We start from the raw sequence: 16,344 nt of genomic DNA, 5'->3' as shown, positions 1-16,344 counted from the left end.
ATGAGTGCTGCTTCAGGTTAAGCAACCTTCCCGCTCCCAGGCAAAACGGAAACAAGCTGCTCGGCGAGACACACGACTTCTCCGGCGCGTTCCCACGTCCGGTCGAGCGTAAAGTTCTCGGCCTGTCCTCTCTCACTAGCGGCCATTGGCAACTAGCGGCGCGAGACTATAGACCTCCGCTTCCCCGGCGGTGTGCACCCGGCTCGCACCGGAGATGGTGATCCCTACCACTCGCTCGATGCGAGCCCGGTCCTCGGCGTCTGCGGCTCGCGTAATGAGCAGAGGCTTTTGATCGCGCACGAAATTGCGGAGCGCATCGTCACTCGCCCAGGGCGAAACGATCAAATAGCGCCCGCTCAACTGCGGGAGATACAGCGGGAGGTAGCTCGATTCCCAACTCATCTTGGTGAGCAGCACCGCATCGCGATCGTGCACACCGCTTCGGAGCCAATTGGCGATCTCGATCATTTCAGAGGGCTGTTTCTGAGTTACGAAAACGGCTCGGTTAGAGCTGACATACGCAGCCAGCATCGTTCCGCTGAGGGTAACCGCGCCGAGCACAAGTCGCTTGCGCTTGAGACCGAAGCAGCGCCCATAGCCGAGGGCCGCGAAGGGGAGAAGGGCAACATAGGCGAGTATCGAATAACGATCCCAGAAGCCTCTCCCGAGATCCATCGCATGTCGGAACACTATGACCCAAGCTGCACCGATCAGCAGCAGAAGGCACACCTCTGCAGCAACGGCTCTTCTGCTGATCAAGCGGAGGACCGTGACGCCCAGTCCCAACAGCGCAGCGATCGGGAGGATCCAGCCGAGGTGCCCGGCCATCTGCCGCGCGATGATTGTCACAGCGGTGCCGGCATCCGATGGATGGGCTCCCTCGAGCGGCTTTGCCGCTGCGGTGAATCCATAGAAGGCATCGCCAAAGTCGCGATAGTTGCCAACCGACCAGAGGAAGGGGAAAGCGAGGACGACCACTCCCATGCCCACCGTGAGCCGGACGTTGCGACGCTGCCACGCATTGTAGGTCAGCAGCAGGGGTGCGAGCACCCACGCCTCGTAGCGGGTCATTTCTGCCATGGCGAGCGACACCACGAACAGTCCGAGGTACAGGCTGCTCGCGCTGTTCGTCCGTGACGCGCGCACTATGCAGAGCGCCGCGACCATGATCTCGAACACGTAGCTCACCTCCGTGAGGGAGCTGACACTCAATCCGATGTGCAGTGGCAGCGTCACGAGCATAGCCGCGCTGAGTAGCGCCACCTCCGAACCATGGATGTGCTGCACCAATGCAAAGAACACCGGAACGGTGAGTGAACCGAGGATCAAGTTCAACAGCCTCGGCGCCACCAGCGGGTCATTGACGACGAAGGTCATTGCTCCGGCGAAATACGTGAAGCCGGGCAACCATGTCCCGGAGGAGGCCCAGTGGGGCGATCGTGACCAGTTGTACGCGATCATCGCGTGCGTCGGTCCGTCGCCCGGGATATCAATCGTCAGGAGGAGAGCAGCGAGGCGGACAGCAAACGCGACAACCAGCAGCCACATCCACGTTCGCTGCGGGCGTGTGCCGGGGTCCACGTCGAGGGGGGCCTCGCGGCGCGCCGCGATGCTCGTGGTGTCGCCGAGGGCGGGCACCTCGCTCTTGGCGCCGTCACCCATCGCGCCGATCACCGCCGACCCGGTGTCGATGCCGACTCCTACGGAAAGAGTCAGCATCATTCTCGGTCTGGCAGGCAGGACCTTGCATCGGTTACGATTTGGGTATTCAGTCGATCGTGTCCGGCAACCGATCGGGAATGTGATCGAGATGATAGAGCCGCTTGCAGTTGTCGTGCAGCATCTTCTTCACTTCGTCCTTCGGCACGCCGCGGAAGAGTTTGGCGATGGTGACGCGATTGTTGGGCCAATCGGTGCCGGTGTGCGGATAGTCAGTCGACCACATCAGGTGATCGACGTTCATGTGATGGCGCAGTTCGATGCCGATGCTATCGATCATGAACGTCGCCCAGAAGTTGCGGTGGAAAATGCGGCTCGGCATGAGCGGCATCAGCTCTGACGCGCCGGTGAACCAGCGGTAGCGCAAGAACATGTCGTCGACTTGTTCCATCACCGTCGGAATCCAGCCGATGTTGCCTTCGACGATGACGAAACGCAGGCGCGGAAACTTCACGCAGGCACCGGAGAACATCACCTTGAGAGTGGCCGGAATTGAATCCGCGCCCGACTTCGAGCCACCCGCCCCGGCGAGGAAACCGAGCGTGCCTTGCGTCAGTGTCGGCTGCAGTCCGGTCTCGCTGAAGCTGCCGATGTGGATGCCGAGCGGAAATTCGGCCTCCTGCGCGATTGCCCAGAACTTGTCGTCGTCGGTGGTCGACTCATATTTGCCGTTGGGAAATGTCGCGATCAGCGCACCCTTGTGGCCGTGCTTGATCGCCCACTCCAACTCGGCGACGGCGTCGGCAATGCCGGTCGTTGGAATGATCGCCTGCGGAATCAGGCGACCGTTCGACGGCGCGCAGAATTCGAGCAGCCATTCGTTATACGCGCGCACGCAGGCACATTGCAGCTCGCGCTCGTCGCTGTATGTGCGCGCGCCGGCGAGCGTGACGCTCGGGTACATGATCTGGGCGTAGAGCCCGTCGGCGTCGAGATCCTTCAATCGCTCTTTGGTGTCGAAGCTGCCAGGGCGGATCAATTCGTATTTGTAACCTGACGGACGGAATTGCAGGTAACTGAGTCCGGCCGTCGCGGTTAGCCCGACCGGCCGCAACTTCTTGCCGTCGTCGAACGACCACACATCGCCGTCGGGTTGATGCAGCACCTTCGGCGCGCGGTTCTTCAGCCGCTGCGGTACGCGCACCTGCCACAGATCCGGCGGTTCGTTCACATGCGCGTCGGAGTCGATGATCGGATAGTCGATGCTGGCAACTTCATGGAAGAGTTCGGACATGGAAACCTCCGGAGAGTCAAAAGGCAACAGTCAAAAGTCAAAACGCAAAAGTCAAAAGTTCTGCAAGTTGCCCTTCTGACACCACCTTGACCTTCGCCGGCTTTGCACAAGATGCGGCCCCTCGATACGCCGCCCTTCGATACGAAGCCTTCGGCTTCTCCTCAGGACGGCTACTCGGGGAAGCGGTCCTTCTCCCGGGAGCCCCAGACCCGTTTGCCCGAGTAGATCGCGTAGCGATCGTATCGAGGGCCCTTCTGTGCAAAGCCCACGCGCGCCATGCTCCAAGAGGCGTTCGGCCAGGCCGAGATGATCGGTCATGATATCCTCCTCACTTTTGCGTTTTGACTTTTGCGTTTTGACTTTCATCTCTCTGTCACAAACATCGGCGCGACGACGGAACTGGCCACGCCGGCGAACCGCAGCGGACGAAAGACGACGCAAACCGGCATATCGCAACGCAGTGACTCGATCGGACAATCGACGATGTAGCTGACGACGCGGACGGCGGGATCTTCGGCCAACGCGACGAGGCCGCTGACGAACGGCAATTGCTCGGCGAACTGCGGAATCCACGCGTGGTGCAGCACCGACCACGAGAACAGCGTGCCGCGACCGCTCACGCGGGTCCAACTCAACCGAGTGCCGCCGCAGTAGCGGCACGGTGGTTCCGGATACCAGACGTAGCGACCACACATATCGCAACGAGTGATCAGCAATTGCTCGCGCGCGGCGCCCGCCCAGAACTCGCGCGTCGGTTCCCAGTTCGTGTCGGCGAGCGGAAACTCTGCGTGCATCATTGTCTCCCGAGAATCAGCGTGCTCGCTTGCGGGCCGGTGTAGCCGCCGTAGATGCCGATGGTCGCGTTCGGCACTTGTGCCGCTGCGGCGTGACGCAATTGCTTCACCACTTCGACGACGTGCGCGATGCCGAGCACGTAGGCGTGCGACAACATGCCGCCGTGGGTGTTGTACGGCAGTTTGCCGGAATCAAAGTGCAGCGTGTCGCCTTCGACGAACCGACCGCCTTCGCCCTTCGGACAGAAACCCATGTCCTCGATTTGCATCAGCGACACGATCGTAAACGGGTCGTAGCAGGTGAGCACGTCGACATCGTCGCGCGCGACGCCCGCCATCGCGAACGCGCCGGGCGCCGCGAAGACTTGCGGCGTCGACGTGAAGCCACCCTGCTGCGACCAGTAGGCGCCAGTGTGCGAGTTGCCGACGCCGACGCCGAGCACCGCGATGATCGGACCCGGCAGATCGCGCGCGCGTTCGAGCGAAGTCATGATGTACGCCGCGCCACCGTCGGAAATCAGACAGCAGTCTTCCTTGCGGAACGGATCGGCAATCAGCGGACTGCGCAGATAGTCGTCGAGCGTGAGCGGCTTGTGTCGCATGATCGCGGACGGGTGCAACGTCGCGTGGCGCCGGCATGCGACGGCAATGGCGCCGAGTTGCGCGGGGGTCGTGCCGAACTCGTGCATGTGCCGCCGTGCGATCGTGGCGAAGTACACCGGCTGCGGGAACCAGCCGAACGGCACCTCGAGGTTTTGTTTGTAGAGATCCTCGGCGTGTACTTGACCGGGCCCGCCGACCATCTGCGGTCGCTGCGTCGCCCATGCCACCGAGAAGGTATTGAGCACGTACTTGGCTTTGCCAGAACGGATTGCGAGCGCGGCATCGTACGGGGCAGAGCCAGCCCACACCATGCCACCGCCTTTTTCCGACACCCACATTTCGTGCGTCGTGCCGAAGTGTGAGTGGTATGCCTCAGCAGTGAGCTGATCGCCCGAGAACGGAATGTACATGATGCCGTCGATGTCGGTCGACGCCAGGCCGGCATCGGCCAACGCCCGCTCGGTGGCTTGCGCGGCGATCTGCTGCGTCGTGCGTCCCGACGCCTTGGTGTAGTCGGCGTCACCAATGCCCACGATGGCGATCTGTCCGCTGACGTCTTCGAGGTCGCTCGCGAAGCCCCAGTCGTTCCCTTGCATCGGCGACAACCTAGTCCAGAGCACTGATCCTGGTCCAGCGTGCGGACGTAGGATTCCGTCAGCGGATGCGGGGTGGTAGAGGATCGGCCATGGACATCATGCAGCAGTTCATGGCGTACGCGGGAGATTTCGAAAGAACCTTGGCCGACGACGATTGGACCCGCCTGCGGCGCTACTTCGCGGACGGCGCAGTCTACGAGGTGAAGGCGGAGTCGTTCGGCTGCCGCCTCGCGGGTCCGGCCGCGATCTTCGCCGGCATGAAGAGGTCGCTCGACGGCTTCGATCGCAAGTTCACCAAGCGCGACATTGAGGTCACCAGCGGTCCCGAGGTCACCAGCGAGGAAATACGGATGAGCTGGAAGGTCGTCTACACCAAAGAAGGCCTTCCGCCGTTTGTGTTGCGTGGCCGATCAGCCGTGCGGTACGCCAGCGACAAAATCATCTATCTCGCTGACTCATACGATCCGAGCGTGGCCGGCGAACTCGCCGCTTGGCAGCGTGAGAGCGGCGTCGCACTCGACCCGTCCTACGCCTGAGCCGGCGCCGTCTCACTGAGCGCGGTATCTGGCAACCGCTGCCGCGAGGCCGAGGCGCGGGCTGCTCAGCACCGGGACGGGGAAATCGGACAAGTGCTTCGTCGCGTCGGCCATCGAGGCTTGGGCGAGCACGATCACGTCACACCCGTCGGTGCGACGAATGTCGGCGGCGATCTCCCGCAAGTAGCCGTCGAGGTCGCCTTGTTCGAACTTGCCCCAGGCGCGCTCGCACAAGAGTTCGCCGATGACGATCGCCTGACCATGTTCAGTCGCGACCGCGGTGAGCAAATCTCTCGTCGGACCGATCGTGCTGGCTAGCGCTGCCGCTAGAAGGATACGCGGGCCCATGGCCACCGCGGCCTCGGCCATCGCTCGATCCACGCGCAACGCACCGGCCAACTCGGCGCAGCCGCCGATGGTCGAACACGTGCACAACACAACCTTCGCACCGTCGCGGAGTGCGTCGTGGACGACTTGTTGCACGCGTTTCGCGAGCGACTCGGTCACGCCGGATTCGCGCGCCTCGCTGAGGAGGCTCTCGTCAACAATGTGCTGCGCCGGAATCTCCGGGGCCAACTCGGCCAGGAGGCGATTGAAGGTCTCGATGTGAACAGGCGCGGTGTGCAGAAAGGTCAGCGTCGCGATCATGCGCCGGTTATAGGCAGATTGTTCGCGCACTATCGACCGCGACGATGCGAACCGATTGACTCGTGCGGACAATGGTTGAATGAGTCTCTGCGCATGGCTTTACTCCGCATCGTCTTCTTCGGCACGCCCGAGTTCGCGGTACCATCACTGCGCGCGCTCCTTGATGGAGAGGACGAGGTTGTAGGGGTGGTCTGCCAGCCCGACAAGCCGGCGGGACGCGGGCACAAGCTTGGAACATCGCCGATCAAGGATCTCGCGAGCGCCCGGGCGCTGCCGGTGTTGCAACCGCCGAAGCTGCGCGCCGAGGATGCGTTCACCGCGCTGCGTGAACTGCGACCGGATCTGATCGTCGTGGCCGCATACGGCAAGATTCTCCCACCGAGCTTTCTCACGTTGCCGCGTCTCGGCTGCATCAACGTTCATGCGTCGTTGCTTCCAAAATATCGCGGGGCGGCGCCGATCCAGTGGGCGATCCTGCATGGCGAGACGGTCACCGGCATTACCGTCATGCAGATGAACGAAGGCATGGACACCGGCGATGTCTTGCTACAAAGCGAAACTCCGATCGGAGACGACGAAACCTATGGCGAGTTGCAGACCAGGCTCGCGGATCTTGGTGCGGCGGCGCTGCAGCAAGCGCTTTCATCGCTCAAACGCGGCGAGTTGCACGCGCGACCGCAAGACGATGCGGCGGCGACAGCGGCGCCGATGATTCAGAAGGAAGACGGGCGTATCGACTGGAGCCGACGCGCCATCGACATCGCGCGCGCCGTCCGCGCGTACAACCCGTGGCCGTCGGCCACCACGACGTTGGACGGTACGCTGTTGAAGATCCATCGAGCCCACGTCATGGCCACCAACAGTGACGCGCCGGGGACAGTCCACGTGCGTGGGAGCGAGATCGTTGTTGCTTGCGGTGAACGTGCACTACGGATCGAACAGCTCCAGCTCGCCGGGCGCAAGAGTTTGAGCGCGGCGGAATTCCTTCACGGTGGGCGGATCCCGAGCGGGGCGCGCCTGGGGTAGTGCCTCACGATCGGATTCCATAGATCACCCCGGCACAAAAGTGGGAGGGCGAGGCTCCTGCCGAGCCGTGCTGGTCAAACCGAACGGCTCGCCGGAAGGCTCGCCCTCCCTCTTTGGACTCGTAACCGCGTTTCCGCACACGACACTCGGCTTGAACAAACGCGCGCGCCGTCGTGCGCCCATACGATCGGAGAAGCGCGTTGACCTCCGCGCCGCCTGCCAGATAGAGTCGTGCCGATGTCATCTCCGCCGTCTCGAATCTTGATCGCGCCGTCGATGCTGTCCGCGGACTTCGCGCGCCTTGGCGAGGAAGTGCGGGCGGTGGATGCCGCGGGCGCCGATTTCATTCATCTCGACGTGATGGACGGGCACTTCGTGCCGAACCTCACGATCGGACCGCTGGTCGTCGAAGCCGTGCGTCCGCACACCAAGCTACCGCTCGACGTCCACCTGATGATCGAGGAGCCCGAGCGCTACATCAAGGACTTCGCCGCGGCCGGTGCGAACTATCTCTCGGTCCATCAGGAGGCCTGCCCGCACTTACATGCTGTCGTGCAACAGATCCGCGCCGCGGGTGTGAAGCCCGCGGTGGTCATCAACCCCGCGACACCATTGAGCGCCGTCGAACCGATTCTCGCCGATGTCGACATGTTGTTGATCATGACGGTGAATCCCGGGTTCGGCGGCCAGCAGTTCATCGAGTCGACGAAGGACAAGATCCGCGCGGCGCGCGACTTCAAGCGCGCACGCGGGTTGTCGTTCCTGATCGAGGTCGACGGGGGCGTGAAGATGGAGAATGCCGCCGCGGTGATCGCCGCGGGCGCGGAGGTGTTGGTGTCCGGCTCCGGAGTGTTCGGCACCAAGGACTACCGCGCCACCATCGCCGCCCTGCGCGGCTCGAGCCAGTGAGCCGTCGGGTGAACCGCCTTGCAAATTCGGCGCGCTGTGGTAGCAACAGGGCCTCGTCGGTTTGGCGAGCAGCGTGAATCGCCATCGGGGTGTAGCTCAGACTGGTAGAGCGCACGGTTCGGGACCGTGAGGTCGCTGGTTCAAGTCCAGTCACCCCGACTCTTTCCGCCACATGTATCGCATCCCAGTCCTGCTCGTTCTCAGCGTGGCACTCTGTGCTGGCGCTCTGCATGCCGCCGACACGACTCCAGCGATTGTGACTGGGGCCGAGTTGCTCTACGTCCGCCGCGGGCCGGGGACGAACTTTCCGGCGTTCGCCACCATCGATCGCGGCGAGCGTGTCGAGGTCGAAGCGCTCGACGGCGTGTGGGCACAGGTGCGATTGGCATCGGGCCAGACCGGATACGTACACAGCACTTTCCTCTCTTTCCCGGGCGAGAGACACTCCACCGTTGTCGTTCCAGCCACGGTCGCAGTCACCCCCACGTCCCCGCCAACAGAAGAAGCAACGACTAGCGCAGCATCCGCGACGCCCACGACGGCTGCACCAACGCTGGCGACACGGACCCACGCGCCGACGCGCGTCACACCGCCTCGCGCCGCGTCGCCGACACCGACGAGTACGCCGCAACCGACGCCCGTTGCAAGTTCGCCGACACCAACGCCGAGCGAAGAGGTTCGGGGAGCAATCGGCAACGTGGCGAGCACCCCTGAGCGCAGCGAGTCGCCGGCCGCCAAAGACTCCGATTCCGAACTGGCCGCATTGCGCATCGAAGTTCAACGACTCACCGCCGCGGCCGACAGCCTGCAGCATCGTCTCGAGGAGACCTCGCTGGGAGACGCCGCGGTGGATTCGGACACCGAGCACTCGTGGCGCTCACCGCTGATGGGTTTGCTTGTGATCTTCGCGTTGCTGGTCGGCTGGGTGGCCGGCAGTGCCTACGGCCGCCAGCGTGAACGCACACGGCGCGGGCGCATCCGCTTCTGAATCGAGTTCGTGCGCATGACGCTCGTCGTGCTCCTGGTGGCGTATCTGCTCGGATCGATTCCGACCGGAGTGGTCATCGCTCGCGTCGCCGGCGTCGACCCGCGCCGCGCCGGCAGCGGCAACATCGGCGCGACCAACGTCGCGCGTACGGCGGGCCGCTGGCCAGGGGCGCTGACGCTCGTCGGTGACGCGCTGAAAGGGGCGCTGTCGGTGTGGATCGCGCAGGCAGCGGCAACAACGCCGTGGCTCCCCGCCGCCGCGGCGCTCGCCGCGATTGGCGGCCACCTGTTCTCGTGCTTCCTCCGCTTTCGTGGCGGCAAAGGAGTCGCCACCGCGCTGGGCACGTTTCTCGTGCTGACACCGTTGGCAGCGACCATCTGCGTGGTCGTGTTCGCCACGACGGCACGCGCGTTTCGCTACGTGTCCTTGGCGTCGATGGCGGCGGTGGCGGCTCTGCCGGTGATGACTCTCGTCTGTCGAGCCGGCATCGACATCGATCTCGCGGCGTTGATCACTGCCGGAGCCATCATTCTCCGCCACCGCGACAACATTGGCCGGTTGCAGGACGGGACGGAGCCCCAGTTCGGGTTTCGGCCTCCCGCCTACTAAAGGTTGCCTAAGGATTGAGCGCTGCCCGGGGGCTGGGCAGCACTTCACTCTTGCCAGCCAGTCGAGTAGACGCACGCAGCGCGCAGGGCCTATCGGCATTAGTGGCACCAGCGTTGCTCGCTGATGCGATTGATGCGGCGGTTCATCATGGGCGTAGCCGTCTATCTCCGAGACCTCGGGGCGCTCATTCTTCTGGCCCTCTCGCAGCACGGCGAGAGGGCGTATGAGATCTAAGCGGTCGGCGACTTTACAGCGTCAAACGACTGGCATAAGGAGTGGCGACAATCGTTCCGCAAGGAGTCCCAAATGAAAAAGGTTGAAGCCGTGATCAAACCGTTCAAATTGGACGAAGTGAAGGAGGCGCTCAGCGCCATCGGGATACAGGGACTGACCGTGAGCGAGGTAAAGGGGTTCGGGCGCCAGAAGGGACACACCGAGTTGTACCGCGGCGCCGAGTACGTGGTGGACTTCCTGCCCAAGGTGAAGCTCGAGATCATCGTCAAGGACGAGCAAGTGGTGCAGGTCGTCGACACCATTGAGAAGGCCGCGAAGACCGGACGCATCGGCGACGGCAAGATCTTCGTCTTGGCGGTCGACGAGGTCGTGCGGATCCGCACCGGCGAGCGAGGGAGGGATGCCATCTAAGCAGAAGGCAAAACGAGTCAGCGCAAAACGCGCACCCACATCAACCGCCCGGCAGGGCAAGAGCACGAAACACGTAGGGAGGAACCAGGGTATGAGCCCGAAGGACGCAATCAAGTTCGCAAAAGAGAATAAGGCCGTGTGCGCCGATTTGAAGTTTCTCGACTTCCTCGGCACCTGGCAACATTTCACGGTACCGATGAGCGAGGTCGACGAGGCCCTCTTCGAAGACGGCTCCGGCTTCGACGGCTCGTCGATCCGTGGCTGGCAGCCGATCCATGCTTCGGACATGCTCGTGATGCCCGATGCGAGCACCGCCGTCATGGATCCGTTCTGCAAGGACGCGACGCTCAGCTTGATCTGCAACATCATCGACCCGATCACCAAAGAAGACTACAGCCGCGACCCGCGCAACGTCGCGCGCAAGGCCGAGGCCTTCCTGAAGTCGACTGGCGTGGGTGACGTGGCGTACTTCGGCCCCGAACCTGAGTTCTTCATCTTCGACGACATCCGCTACGGACAGAACCAGCACTCGGGGTACTACTTCCTCGATTCAGTCGAGGGCCAGTGGAACACGGGTCGCGAGGAGAATCCCAACCTCGGCTACAAGCCGCGCTACAAGGAAGGGTACTTCCCGGTGCCGCCCACCGACTCGCAACAGGACATCCGCCAGGAAATGGTCCGCACGATGGAGTCGGTCGGCATCCGCATCGAGAAGCAGCATCACGAAGTCGCCACCGCCGGCCAAGCCGAAATCGACATGCGTTTCTTGCCGCTGGTGAAGATGGGCGATGCGCTCATGTGGTACAAGTACGTCGTCAAGAACGTCGCGCGTCGCAACGGCAAGACGGCGACTTTCATGCCCAAGCCGGTGTTCGGTGACAATGGCTCGGGCATGCACGTTCACCAGTCGATCTGGAAAAGCGACAAACCGCTGTTCGCCGGCGACGGGTACGGGGGCATGTCGGAGATGGCGATGCATTACATTGCCGGCATCCTCAAGCACGCGCCGGCGCTAGCCGCCTTCACCAACCCCGGCACCAACAGCTACCGCCGCCTGGTTCCGGGTTTCGAGGCACCGGTCAATCTCGCCTACTCGAGCCGCAACCGCTCGGCCGCAGTGCGCATCCCGATGTACTCGCCGTCCCCGAAGGCGAAGCGCATCGAAGTGCGTTTCCCCGATCCGAGCTGCAACGGCTACCTCGCCTTCTCCGCCATGTTGATGGCCGGTCTCGACGGTATCGAGAAGCGGATGTCCCCGGGTGAACCGCTCGACAAGGACATCTACTCGCTCACGCCCGAGGAGCTGAAGAACGTTCCGTCCATGCCCGGTGGCCTAGACGAAGCGCTCAACAATTTGAAGAAGGACCACGCCTTCCTGCTCAAGGGCGACGTATTCACCGAAGACGTGATCGAGACCTGGATGGAATACAAGTGGAGCAACGAGGTCAACGCCGTGCGCCTGCGTCCGCATCCGCACGAATTCGCGATGTACTACGACGGCTAAGTCGTCACCTCGCACCTCGACCATACGGGGCAGCCGGCAATACCGGCTGCCCCGTTTTCGTTGTGAGCGCGGAGCACCTTGTCCGTGCAACGTCCATCGTTTAGACTCAGCGGCTTTCGAATAGCCGCCAGGAAGGAAACTCGTCTCGCTCATGCCGCAGTTCATCTTCACCATGAAAGACCTTCGCAAGGTCACTCCACAGGGCAAGGAGATTCTCAAGGGAATCTGGTTGTCTTTCTATGCCGGCGCCAAGATCGGCGTGCTCGGCGCCAATGGCGCTGGCAAAAGCACCCTCCTCCGCATCATGGCCGGGCTCGACAAGGACTTCTCCGGCGAAGCCGTTCTGGGTGACGGCTACAGCGTCGGCTACCTGCCTCAGGAACCCCAGCTCGATCCCAAGAAGAACGTCTTGCAGCACGTCGAAGAAGCCGTCGCGACCACGCGCGCGCTGCTCACGCGCTTCGAAGAGGTCTCGACCAAGCTCGGCGAGCCGATGTCGGACGACGAGATGGAGAAGCTGCTCGCCGAGCAAGGGCGCCTGCAAGACGCAATCGATGCGGCCAACGCCTGGGAACTCGACCGGCAGCTCGAGATCGCCATGGATGCGCTCCGCCTGCCTCCGGGCGATGCCGACGTGACCACGCTCTCCGGCGGGGAGCGCCGCCGCGTCGCGCTGTGCCGCATCCTGCTCCAGCAACCAGATCTGCTCCTGCTCGACGAACCGACCAACCACCTCGACGCCGAATCGGTGGCGTGGCTCGAACGCCATCTGCAGGAATACAAGGGCACAGTTGTCGCCGTCACGCACGATCGCTACTTCCTCGATAACGCCGCCGGCTGGATTCTCGAACTCGATCGCGGCGCCGGCATTCCATGGGAAGGCAATTATTCGTCGTGGCTCGATCAAAAACAGAAACGGCTCGCCCAAGAAGAGAAAGAGGCGTCGGCCCGTCAGCGCACGTTGCAGCGCGAGTTGGAGTGGGTGCGTCTGGCACCGCGCGCGCGGCAGGCGAAGGGTAAGGCTCGCCTCGCGCAGTACGAGCAGTTGCTTTCCGAAGATCGGGCCGCCGATCAACGCCAAGGGGCCGCCGAGATCAGCATTCCACCGGGGCCGCGGCTTGGTGATCTGGTGATCGAAGCGAAGGGTGTCCGCAAGGCCTACGGCGATCGGCTGCTGATGGACAACGTCGACTTCCTGCTGCCGCGCGGCGGCATCGTCGGCGTGATCGGACCGAACGGCGCCGGCAAGACGACCCTCTTCCGCATGATCGTCGGCCAAGAACAACCCGACAGCGGCACGTTACGAATCGGCGACACCGTGGCGCTATCGTACGTCGATCAGAGTCGCGACACGCTCGACGGCGAGCGCTCGGTGTGGGAGGAAATCTCCGACGGTGGCAAGGAGACGATCATGGTCGGCAAGCGCGAGGTCAACTCGCGCGCGTACGCGGCGTCGTTCAACTTCAAGGGCCCTGATCAGCAGAAGCGGGTAAAGGACCTCTCCGGCGGCGAGCGCAACCGGCTCCATCTGTCGAAGCTGCTCAAGAGCGGCGGCAACCTCTTGCTGCTCGACGAGCCGACCAACGATCTCGACATCGACACCCTGCGCGCGCTCGAAGACGCGCTCGTCAACTTCGCCGGCTGCGCGGTGGTCATCAGCCACGATCGCTGGTTCCTCGATCGCATTGCAACGCACATGCTCGCCTTCGAAGGCGACAGCCAGGTGGTGTGGTTCGAGGGCAACTACCAAGACTACGAAGCCGACCGCCACAAACGAGTCGGCGCGGATGCCGATCAACCGCACCGCATCAAGTACCGCAAGTTAACCCCGATGTGACAACAGAGCGGTGGGCGAATCGGGAGGGCGAGCCTTCCGGCGAGCCGCCGGCGCGGCGATGGTGCGGCGGCTCGGCGGGAGCCTCGCCCTCCCAGGACCTCATTCTCAATGACGTTTAAGAACGGCACGGGGAACCTTGACCAACCGCGCAACTGGTGCGGGCAAACCGCAACCCCACCGCCCATGTTCTGTCACATCAGGGTTAACCGCGTGAGCCACGGCATGCGATTGACAGCTATCTGCTCGGTGGCGTACCGATACGTGCATGCGAACCACACTCAACCTCAACGACGCGCTTGCGCGGGCCGCCAAGAAGCATGCGGCTGGGAAGGGCCGGTCTCTCACCAGCCTGATTGAAGAAGCGTTGTGGAGTTATCTCCAGCCACCGCGCCGCGCAACGCGCTCGTTTCGACTCCGACTCGTTACCAAGAAGGGCCGCCGCGTCCCCCGCCTCAACCGGACGGATCGAGATGCACTCTACGATCATATGGAGGATCGCAGGTGATCACCGTCGGCACCAACGTCCTGGTCGTCGTGCGAAGTCTGTTGACCGAAGACCGAGACTTCGACCGATTTCGCGATTTCCACGTCGATCGACTGTAGGCGCGCGCAACGGGCGGCGTCGCTTGTCGGCGGGCGCTGACTCACCTACACTAGCCCGCGATGGGCTCGACGTTTGGACAATTGTTCCGTCTGACCACCTTCGGTGAGTCGCACGGTGGTGGCGTTGGTGTCGTCGTCGACGGCTGCCCGCCGCGCTTGTCGATCTCGGTCGACGAGATTCAGCGCGATCTCGATCGGCGCCGGCCGGGTCAAAGCACGATCACTACACCGCGCGATGAACCCGACCGGGCAGAGATTCTGTCGGGTGTCTTCGAGGGCCAGACGCTCGGTTCGCCAATCGCGATCCTCGTGCGCAACACCGACGCGCGGCCCGATGCCTACGTCGACTTCAAAGATACCTACCGACCCTCGCACGCCGACTACACGTACGAAGCGAAGTTCGGCATTCGCAATTGGCAAGGCGGGGGACGCGCATCAGCGCGTGAAACGATTGGACGCGTTGCCGCCGGCGCCATCGCGCGCAAAGTGCTCGCAACCGGCGCGACCGTCGAAGTGCTGGCGTACGTGAAGCAAGTCTACAGCATTGCGGCCAACGTCGACTCAGCCCGCGTCACGCTTGCCGACGTGGAGGCTAGCATCACGCGCTGTCCCGATCCGCAGGCCGCGGAGCAAATGATCGCGCGCATCGAGGAGGCGCGACGGGCCGGCGACTCGCTCGGCGGTGTGGTTGAATGCGTCTGTCGCAACGTCCCCGCTGGCCTCGGCGAACCCGTGTTCGACAAGCTCGAAGCCGACCTCGCGCGCGCCGTGATGTCGCTGCCGGCATCGAAGGGTTTCGAGATCGGCAGCGGCTTTGCCGGCAGCACGCAACTCACCGGCATCGAGCACAATGATCCGTTCACGGTCGAGAACGGGCGCGTGCGCACGGTCAGCAACCGCTCCGGCGGCGTGCAAGGCGGCATCGCCAACGGCGAAGACATCATCTTCCGTGTCGCCTTCAAGCCGACCGCAACGATTCGCCAAGCGCAGGACACGGTGAATCGCGCCGGCGAGCACGTCACGCTCGAAGCCAAAGGTCGACACGATCCCTGCGTGCTTCCGCGCGCCGTGCCGATGGTCGAAGCGATGGCCTGCCTGGTATTGGCGGATCACTTCCTTCGTCAGCGCGGTCAGTGCGGATGAGCGCACCGTCGTTACCGCCGCTCATCATCGAAGCCGCCATCAACGGCGCGACGTCGAAGGCCATGAATCCGCACGTGCCGCGCAGCGTGCCGGAGATCGTCGAGTCTGCGTGTGCCTGCATCGCCGCCGGTGCCGCCATCGTGCATCATCACAACAACGACGGCTTGCTCGATGGTCGCCACGCGAGCGACCCGTATCGTCAAGCGTGGACGGCGATCTACGAGCGACATCCCGATACCCTGCTCTACCCGACAATGGGCGGCGGCGGACCCCACACCAACATCGCCGAGCGTTACGCGCACGTGGAAGAGTTGGCCGATGCCGGCGTCCTGCGCTTGGCGCTGATCGATCCCGGGTCGGTGAGCCTCGGTCCGCTCGATGGCGAGGGACTGCCCGCAGCGATCGACCTAGTCTATCAGAATACGTTCGCAGACGTGCGCTACATGGTGGATTGCTGCAACGCTCGCCGGCTCGGGACACACATCTCGATCTTCGAGCCCGGCTTTCTGCGCGTTGCCCTCGCCTATCATGCGGCTGGCCGTCTGCCACCGTCCAAGATTCAGCTCTACTTCGGCGGGCCGACCCTGCCGTTCGGGCTACCACCAACCGCCGCTAGCCTCGACGCGTATCAAGCCATGCTCGGTGCTCACGATCTGCCCTGGATGGTCGGCATACTGGCGGGCGACGTTAGCGAGACGTTGGCCGAACTCGCGATCGCCCGCGGTGGTCATGTCCGCGTCGGACTCGAAGACTACGCTGGGCCGCATCAGCCAACGAACGAAGAGCTGGTCAGCGAGATCGTGCAGATGGCGCACCGCGCGAACCGCGCCGTGGCAACGCCCACGCAGGCGGCAGATATTCTCCGCGTGCCGGGGCGCGTGGAGTAACCTCCTGCGCCTCCGCGGAGATGACGAGCGTCGCACTGTTGCGCACCGAGTTTCCCGTTTCCT

Annotated in this window: 15 protein-coding genes and 1 tRNA gene; 11 read left to right on the top strand and 5 right to left on the bottom strand. The window is 63.4% G+C overall.

Annotation, left to right across the window (positions count from 1 at the left end; all coding sequences use genetic code 11):
* Window positions 1–135 precede the first annotated feature (135 nt).
* The 4 genes from HYR72_17930 to HYR72_17915 form a co-directional block, all read right to left on the bottom strand.
* Complete coding sequence (locus tag HYR72_17930; protein ID MBI1816862.1) at window positions 136–1,722, bottom strand: glycosyltransferase family 39 protein; 1,587 nt, start codon at window positions 1,720–1,722, stop codon at window positions 136–138.
* 46 nt (window positions 1,723–1,768) lie between these two features.
* Window positions 1,769–2,953: an amidohydrolase family protein gene (locus tag HYR72_17925; protein ID MBI1816861.1), complete on the bottom strand. Its 1,185-nt coding sequence runs from the start codon at window positions 2,951–2,953 to the stop codon at window positions 1,769–1,771.
* Between the two features lie 362 nt (window positions 2,954–3,315).
* Window positions 3,316–3,750, bottom strand: coding sequence for an OB-fold domain-containing protein (locus HYR72_17920; GenBank protein ID MBI1816860.1), 435 nt, complete (start codon window positions 3,748–3,750; stop codon window positions 3,316–3,318).
* The gene (locus HYR72_17915; protein MBI1816859.1) at window positions 3,747–4,946 is read right to left on the bottom strand and encodes a thiolase family protein; all 1,200 of its coding nucleotides are present in this window, start codon (window positions 4,944–4,946) and stop codon (window positions 3,747–3,749) included. Before HYR72_17915 ends, HYR72_17920 begins: the two co-directional genes overlap by 4 nt.
* Window positions 4,947–5,035: 89 nt before the next feature.
* Here HYR72_17915 and HYR72_17910 point away from each other — a divergent pair, with 89 nt between their 5' ends.
* The gene (locus tag HYR72_17910; protein MBI1816858.1) at window positions 5,036–5,482 is read left to right on the top strand and encodes a hypothetical protein; all 447 of its coding nucleotides are present in this window, start codon (window positions 5,036–5,038) and stop codon (window positions 5,480–5,482) included.
* Between the two features lie 12 nt (window positions 5,483–5,494).
* Here the strand turns inward: HYR72_17910 and HYR72_17905 are convergent, their stop codons facing one another.
* A complete protein-coding gene (locus tag HYR72_17905) occupies window positions 5,495–6,130 on the bottom strand; it encodes a hypothetical protein (protein MBI1816857.1) in 636 nt (211 codons plus the stop codon).
* 93 nt (window positions 6,131–6,223) lie between these two features.
* On the opposite strand from HYR72_17905, the gene HYR72_17900 reads away from it, so the two are divergent.
* The 10 genes from HYR72_17900 (at window position 6,224) to HYR72_17855 (ending at window position 16,281) form a co-directional block, all read left to right on the top strand.
* The gene (locus tag HYR72_17900) at window positions 6,224–7,156 is read left to right on the top strand and encodes a methionyl-tRNA formyltransferase (GenBank protein ID MBI1816856.1); all 933 of its coding nucleotides are present in this window, start codon (window positions 6,224–6,226) and stop codon (window positions 7,154–7,156) included.
* Between the two features lie 237 nt (window positions 7,157–7,393).
* Window positions 7,394–8,065 carry a ribulose-phosphate 3-epimerase gene (locus tag HYR72_17895; GenBank protein MBI1816855.1) on the top strand — a complete coding sequence of 224 codons (672 nt, stop codon included), beginning with the start codon at window positions 7,394–7,396 and terminating at the stop codon, window positions 8,063–8,065.
* A gap of 85 nt (window positions 8,066–8,150) precedes the next feature.
* A tRNA-Pro gene (locus HYR72_17890) sits at window positions 8,151–8,224 on the top strand.
* Between the two features lie 13 nt (window positions 8,225–8,237).
* Complete coding sequence (locus tag HYR72_17885; protein MBI1816854.1) at window positions 8,238–9,053, top strand: SH3 domain-containing protein; 816 nt, start codon at window positions 8,238–8,240, stop codon at window positions 9,051–9,053.
* Window positions 9,054–9,068: 15 nt separating this feature from the next.
* Entirely contained in the window at window positions 9,069–9,662 is a 594-nt protein-coding gene (gene plsY / locus HYR72_17880; protein MBI1816853.1) for a glycerol-3-phosphate 1-O-acyltransferase PlsY, read from the top strand.
* A gap of 306 nt (window positions 9,663–9,968) precedes the next feature.
* Window positions 9,969–10,307 carry a P-II family nitrogen regulator gene (locus HYR72_17875; GenBank protein ID MBI1816852.1) on the top strand — a complete coding sequence of 113 codons (339 nt, stop codon included), beginning with the start codon at window positions 9,969–9,971 and terminating at the stop codon, window positions 10,305–10,307.
* A 91-nt stretch (window positions 10,308–10,398) separates the two neighbouring features.
* Window positions 10,399–11,811, top strand: coding sequence for a type I glutamate--ammonia ligase (gene glnA / locus HYR72_17870; GenBank protein MBI1816851.1), 1,413 nt, complete (start codon window positions 10,399–10,401; stop codon window positions 11,809–11,811).
* A gap of 151 nt (window positions 11,812–11,962) precedes the next feature.
* Window positions 11,963–13,648: an energy-dependent translational throttle protein EttA gene (ettA, locus tag HYR72_17865; protein ID MBI1816850.1), complete on the top strand. Its 1,686-nt coding sequence runs from the start codon at window positions 11,963–11,965 to the stop codon at window positions 13,646–13,648.
* Between the two features lie 663 nt (window positions 13,649–14,311).
* Window positions 14,312–15,394 carry a chorismate synthase gene (gene aroC, locus HYR72_17860; protein MBI1816849.1) on the top strand — a complete coding sequence of 361 codons (1,083 nt, stop codon included), beginning with the start codon at window positions 14,312–14,314 and terminating at the stop codon, window positions 15,392–15,394.
* Window positions 15,391–16,281 carry a 3-keto-5-aminohexanoate cleavage protein gene (locus tag HYR72_17855; protein ID MBI1816848.1) on the top strand — a complete coding sequence of 297 codons (891 nt, stop codon included), beginning with the start codon at window positions 15,391–15,393 and terminating at the stop codon, window positions 16,279–16,281. Before aroC ends, HYR72_17855 begins: the two co-directional genes overlap by 4 nt.
* Window positions 16,282–16,344: the final 63 nt, after the last annotated feature.

This window comes from Deltaproteobacteria bacterium, assembly GCA_016178705.1.
In the GTDB taxonomy this organism is placed as follows: Bacteria; Desulfobacterota; Binatia; order HRBIN30; family JACQVA1; genus JACOST01.
Note: the sequence above shows the minus strand (reverse complement) of the source record. Positions and strands in the feature narration are given on the sequence as shown.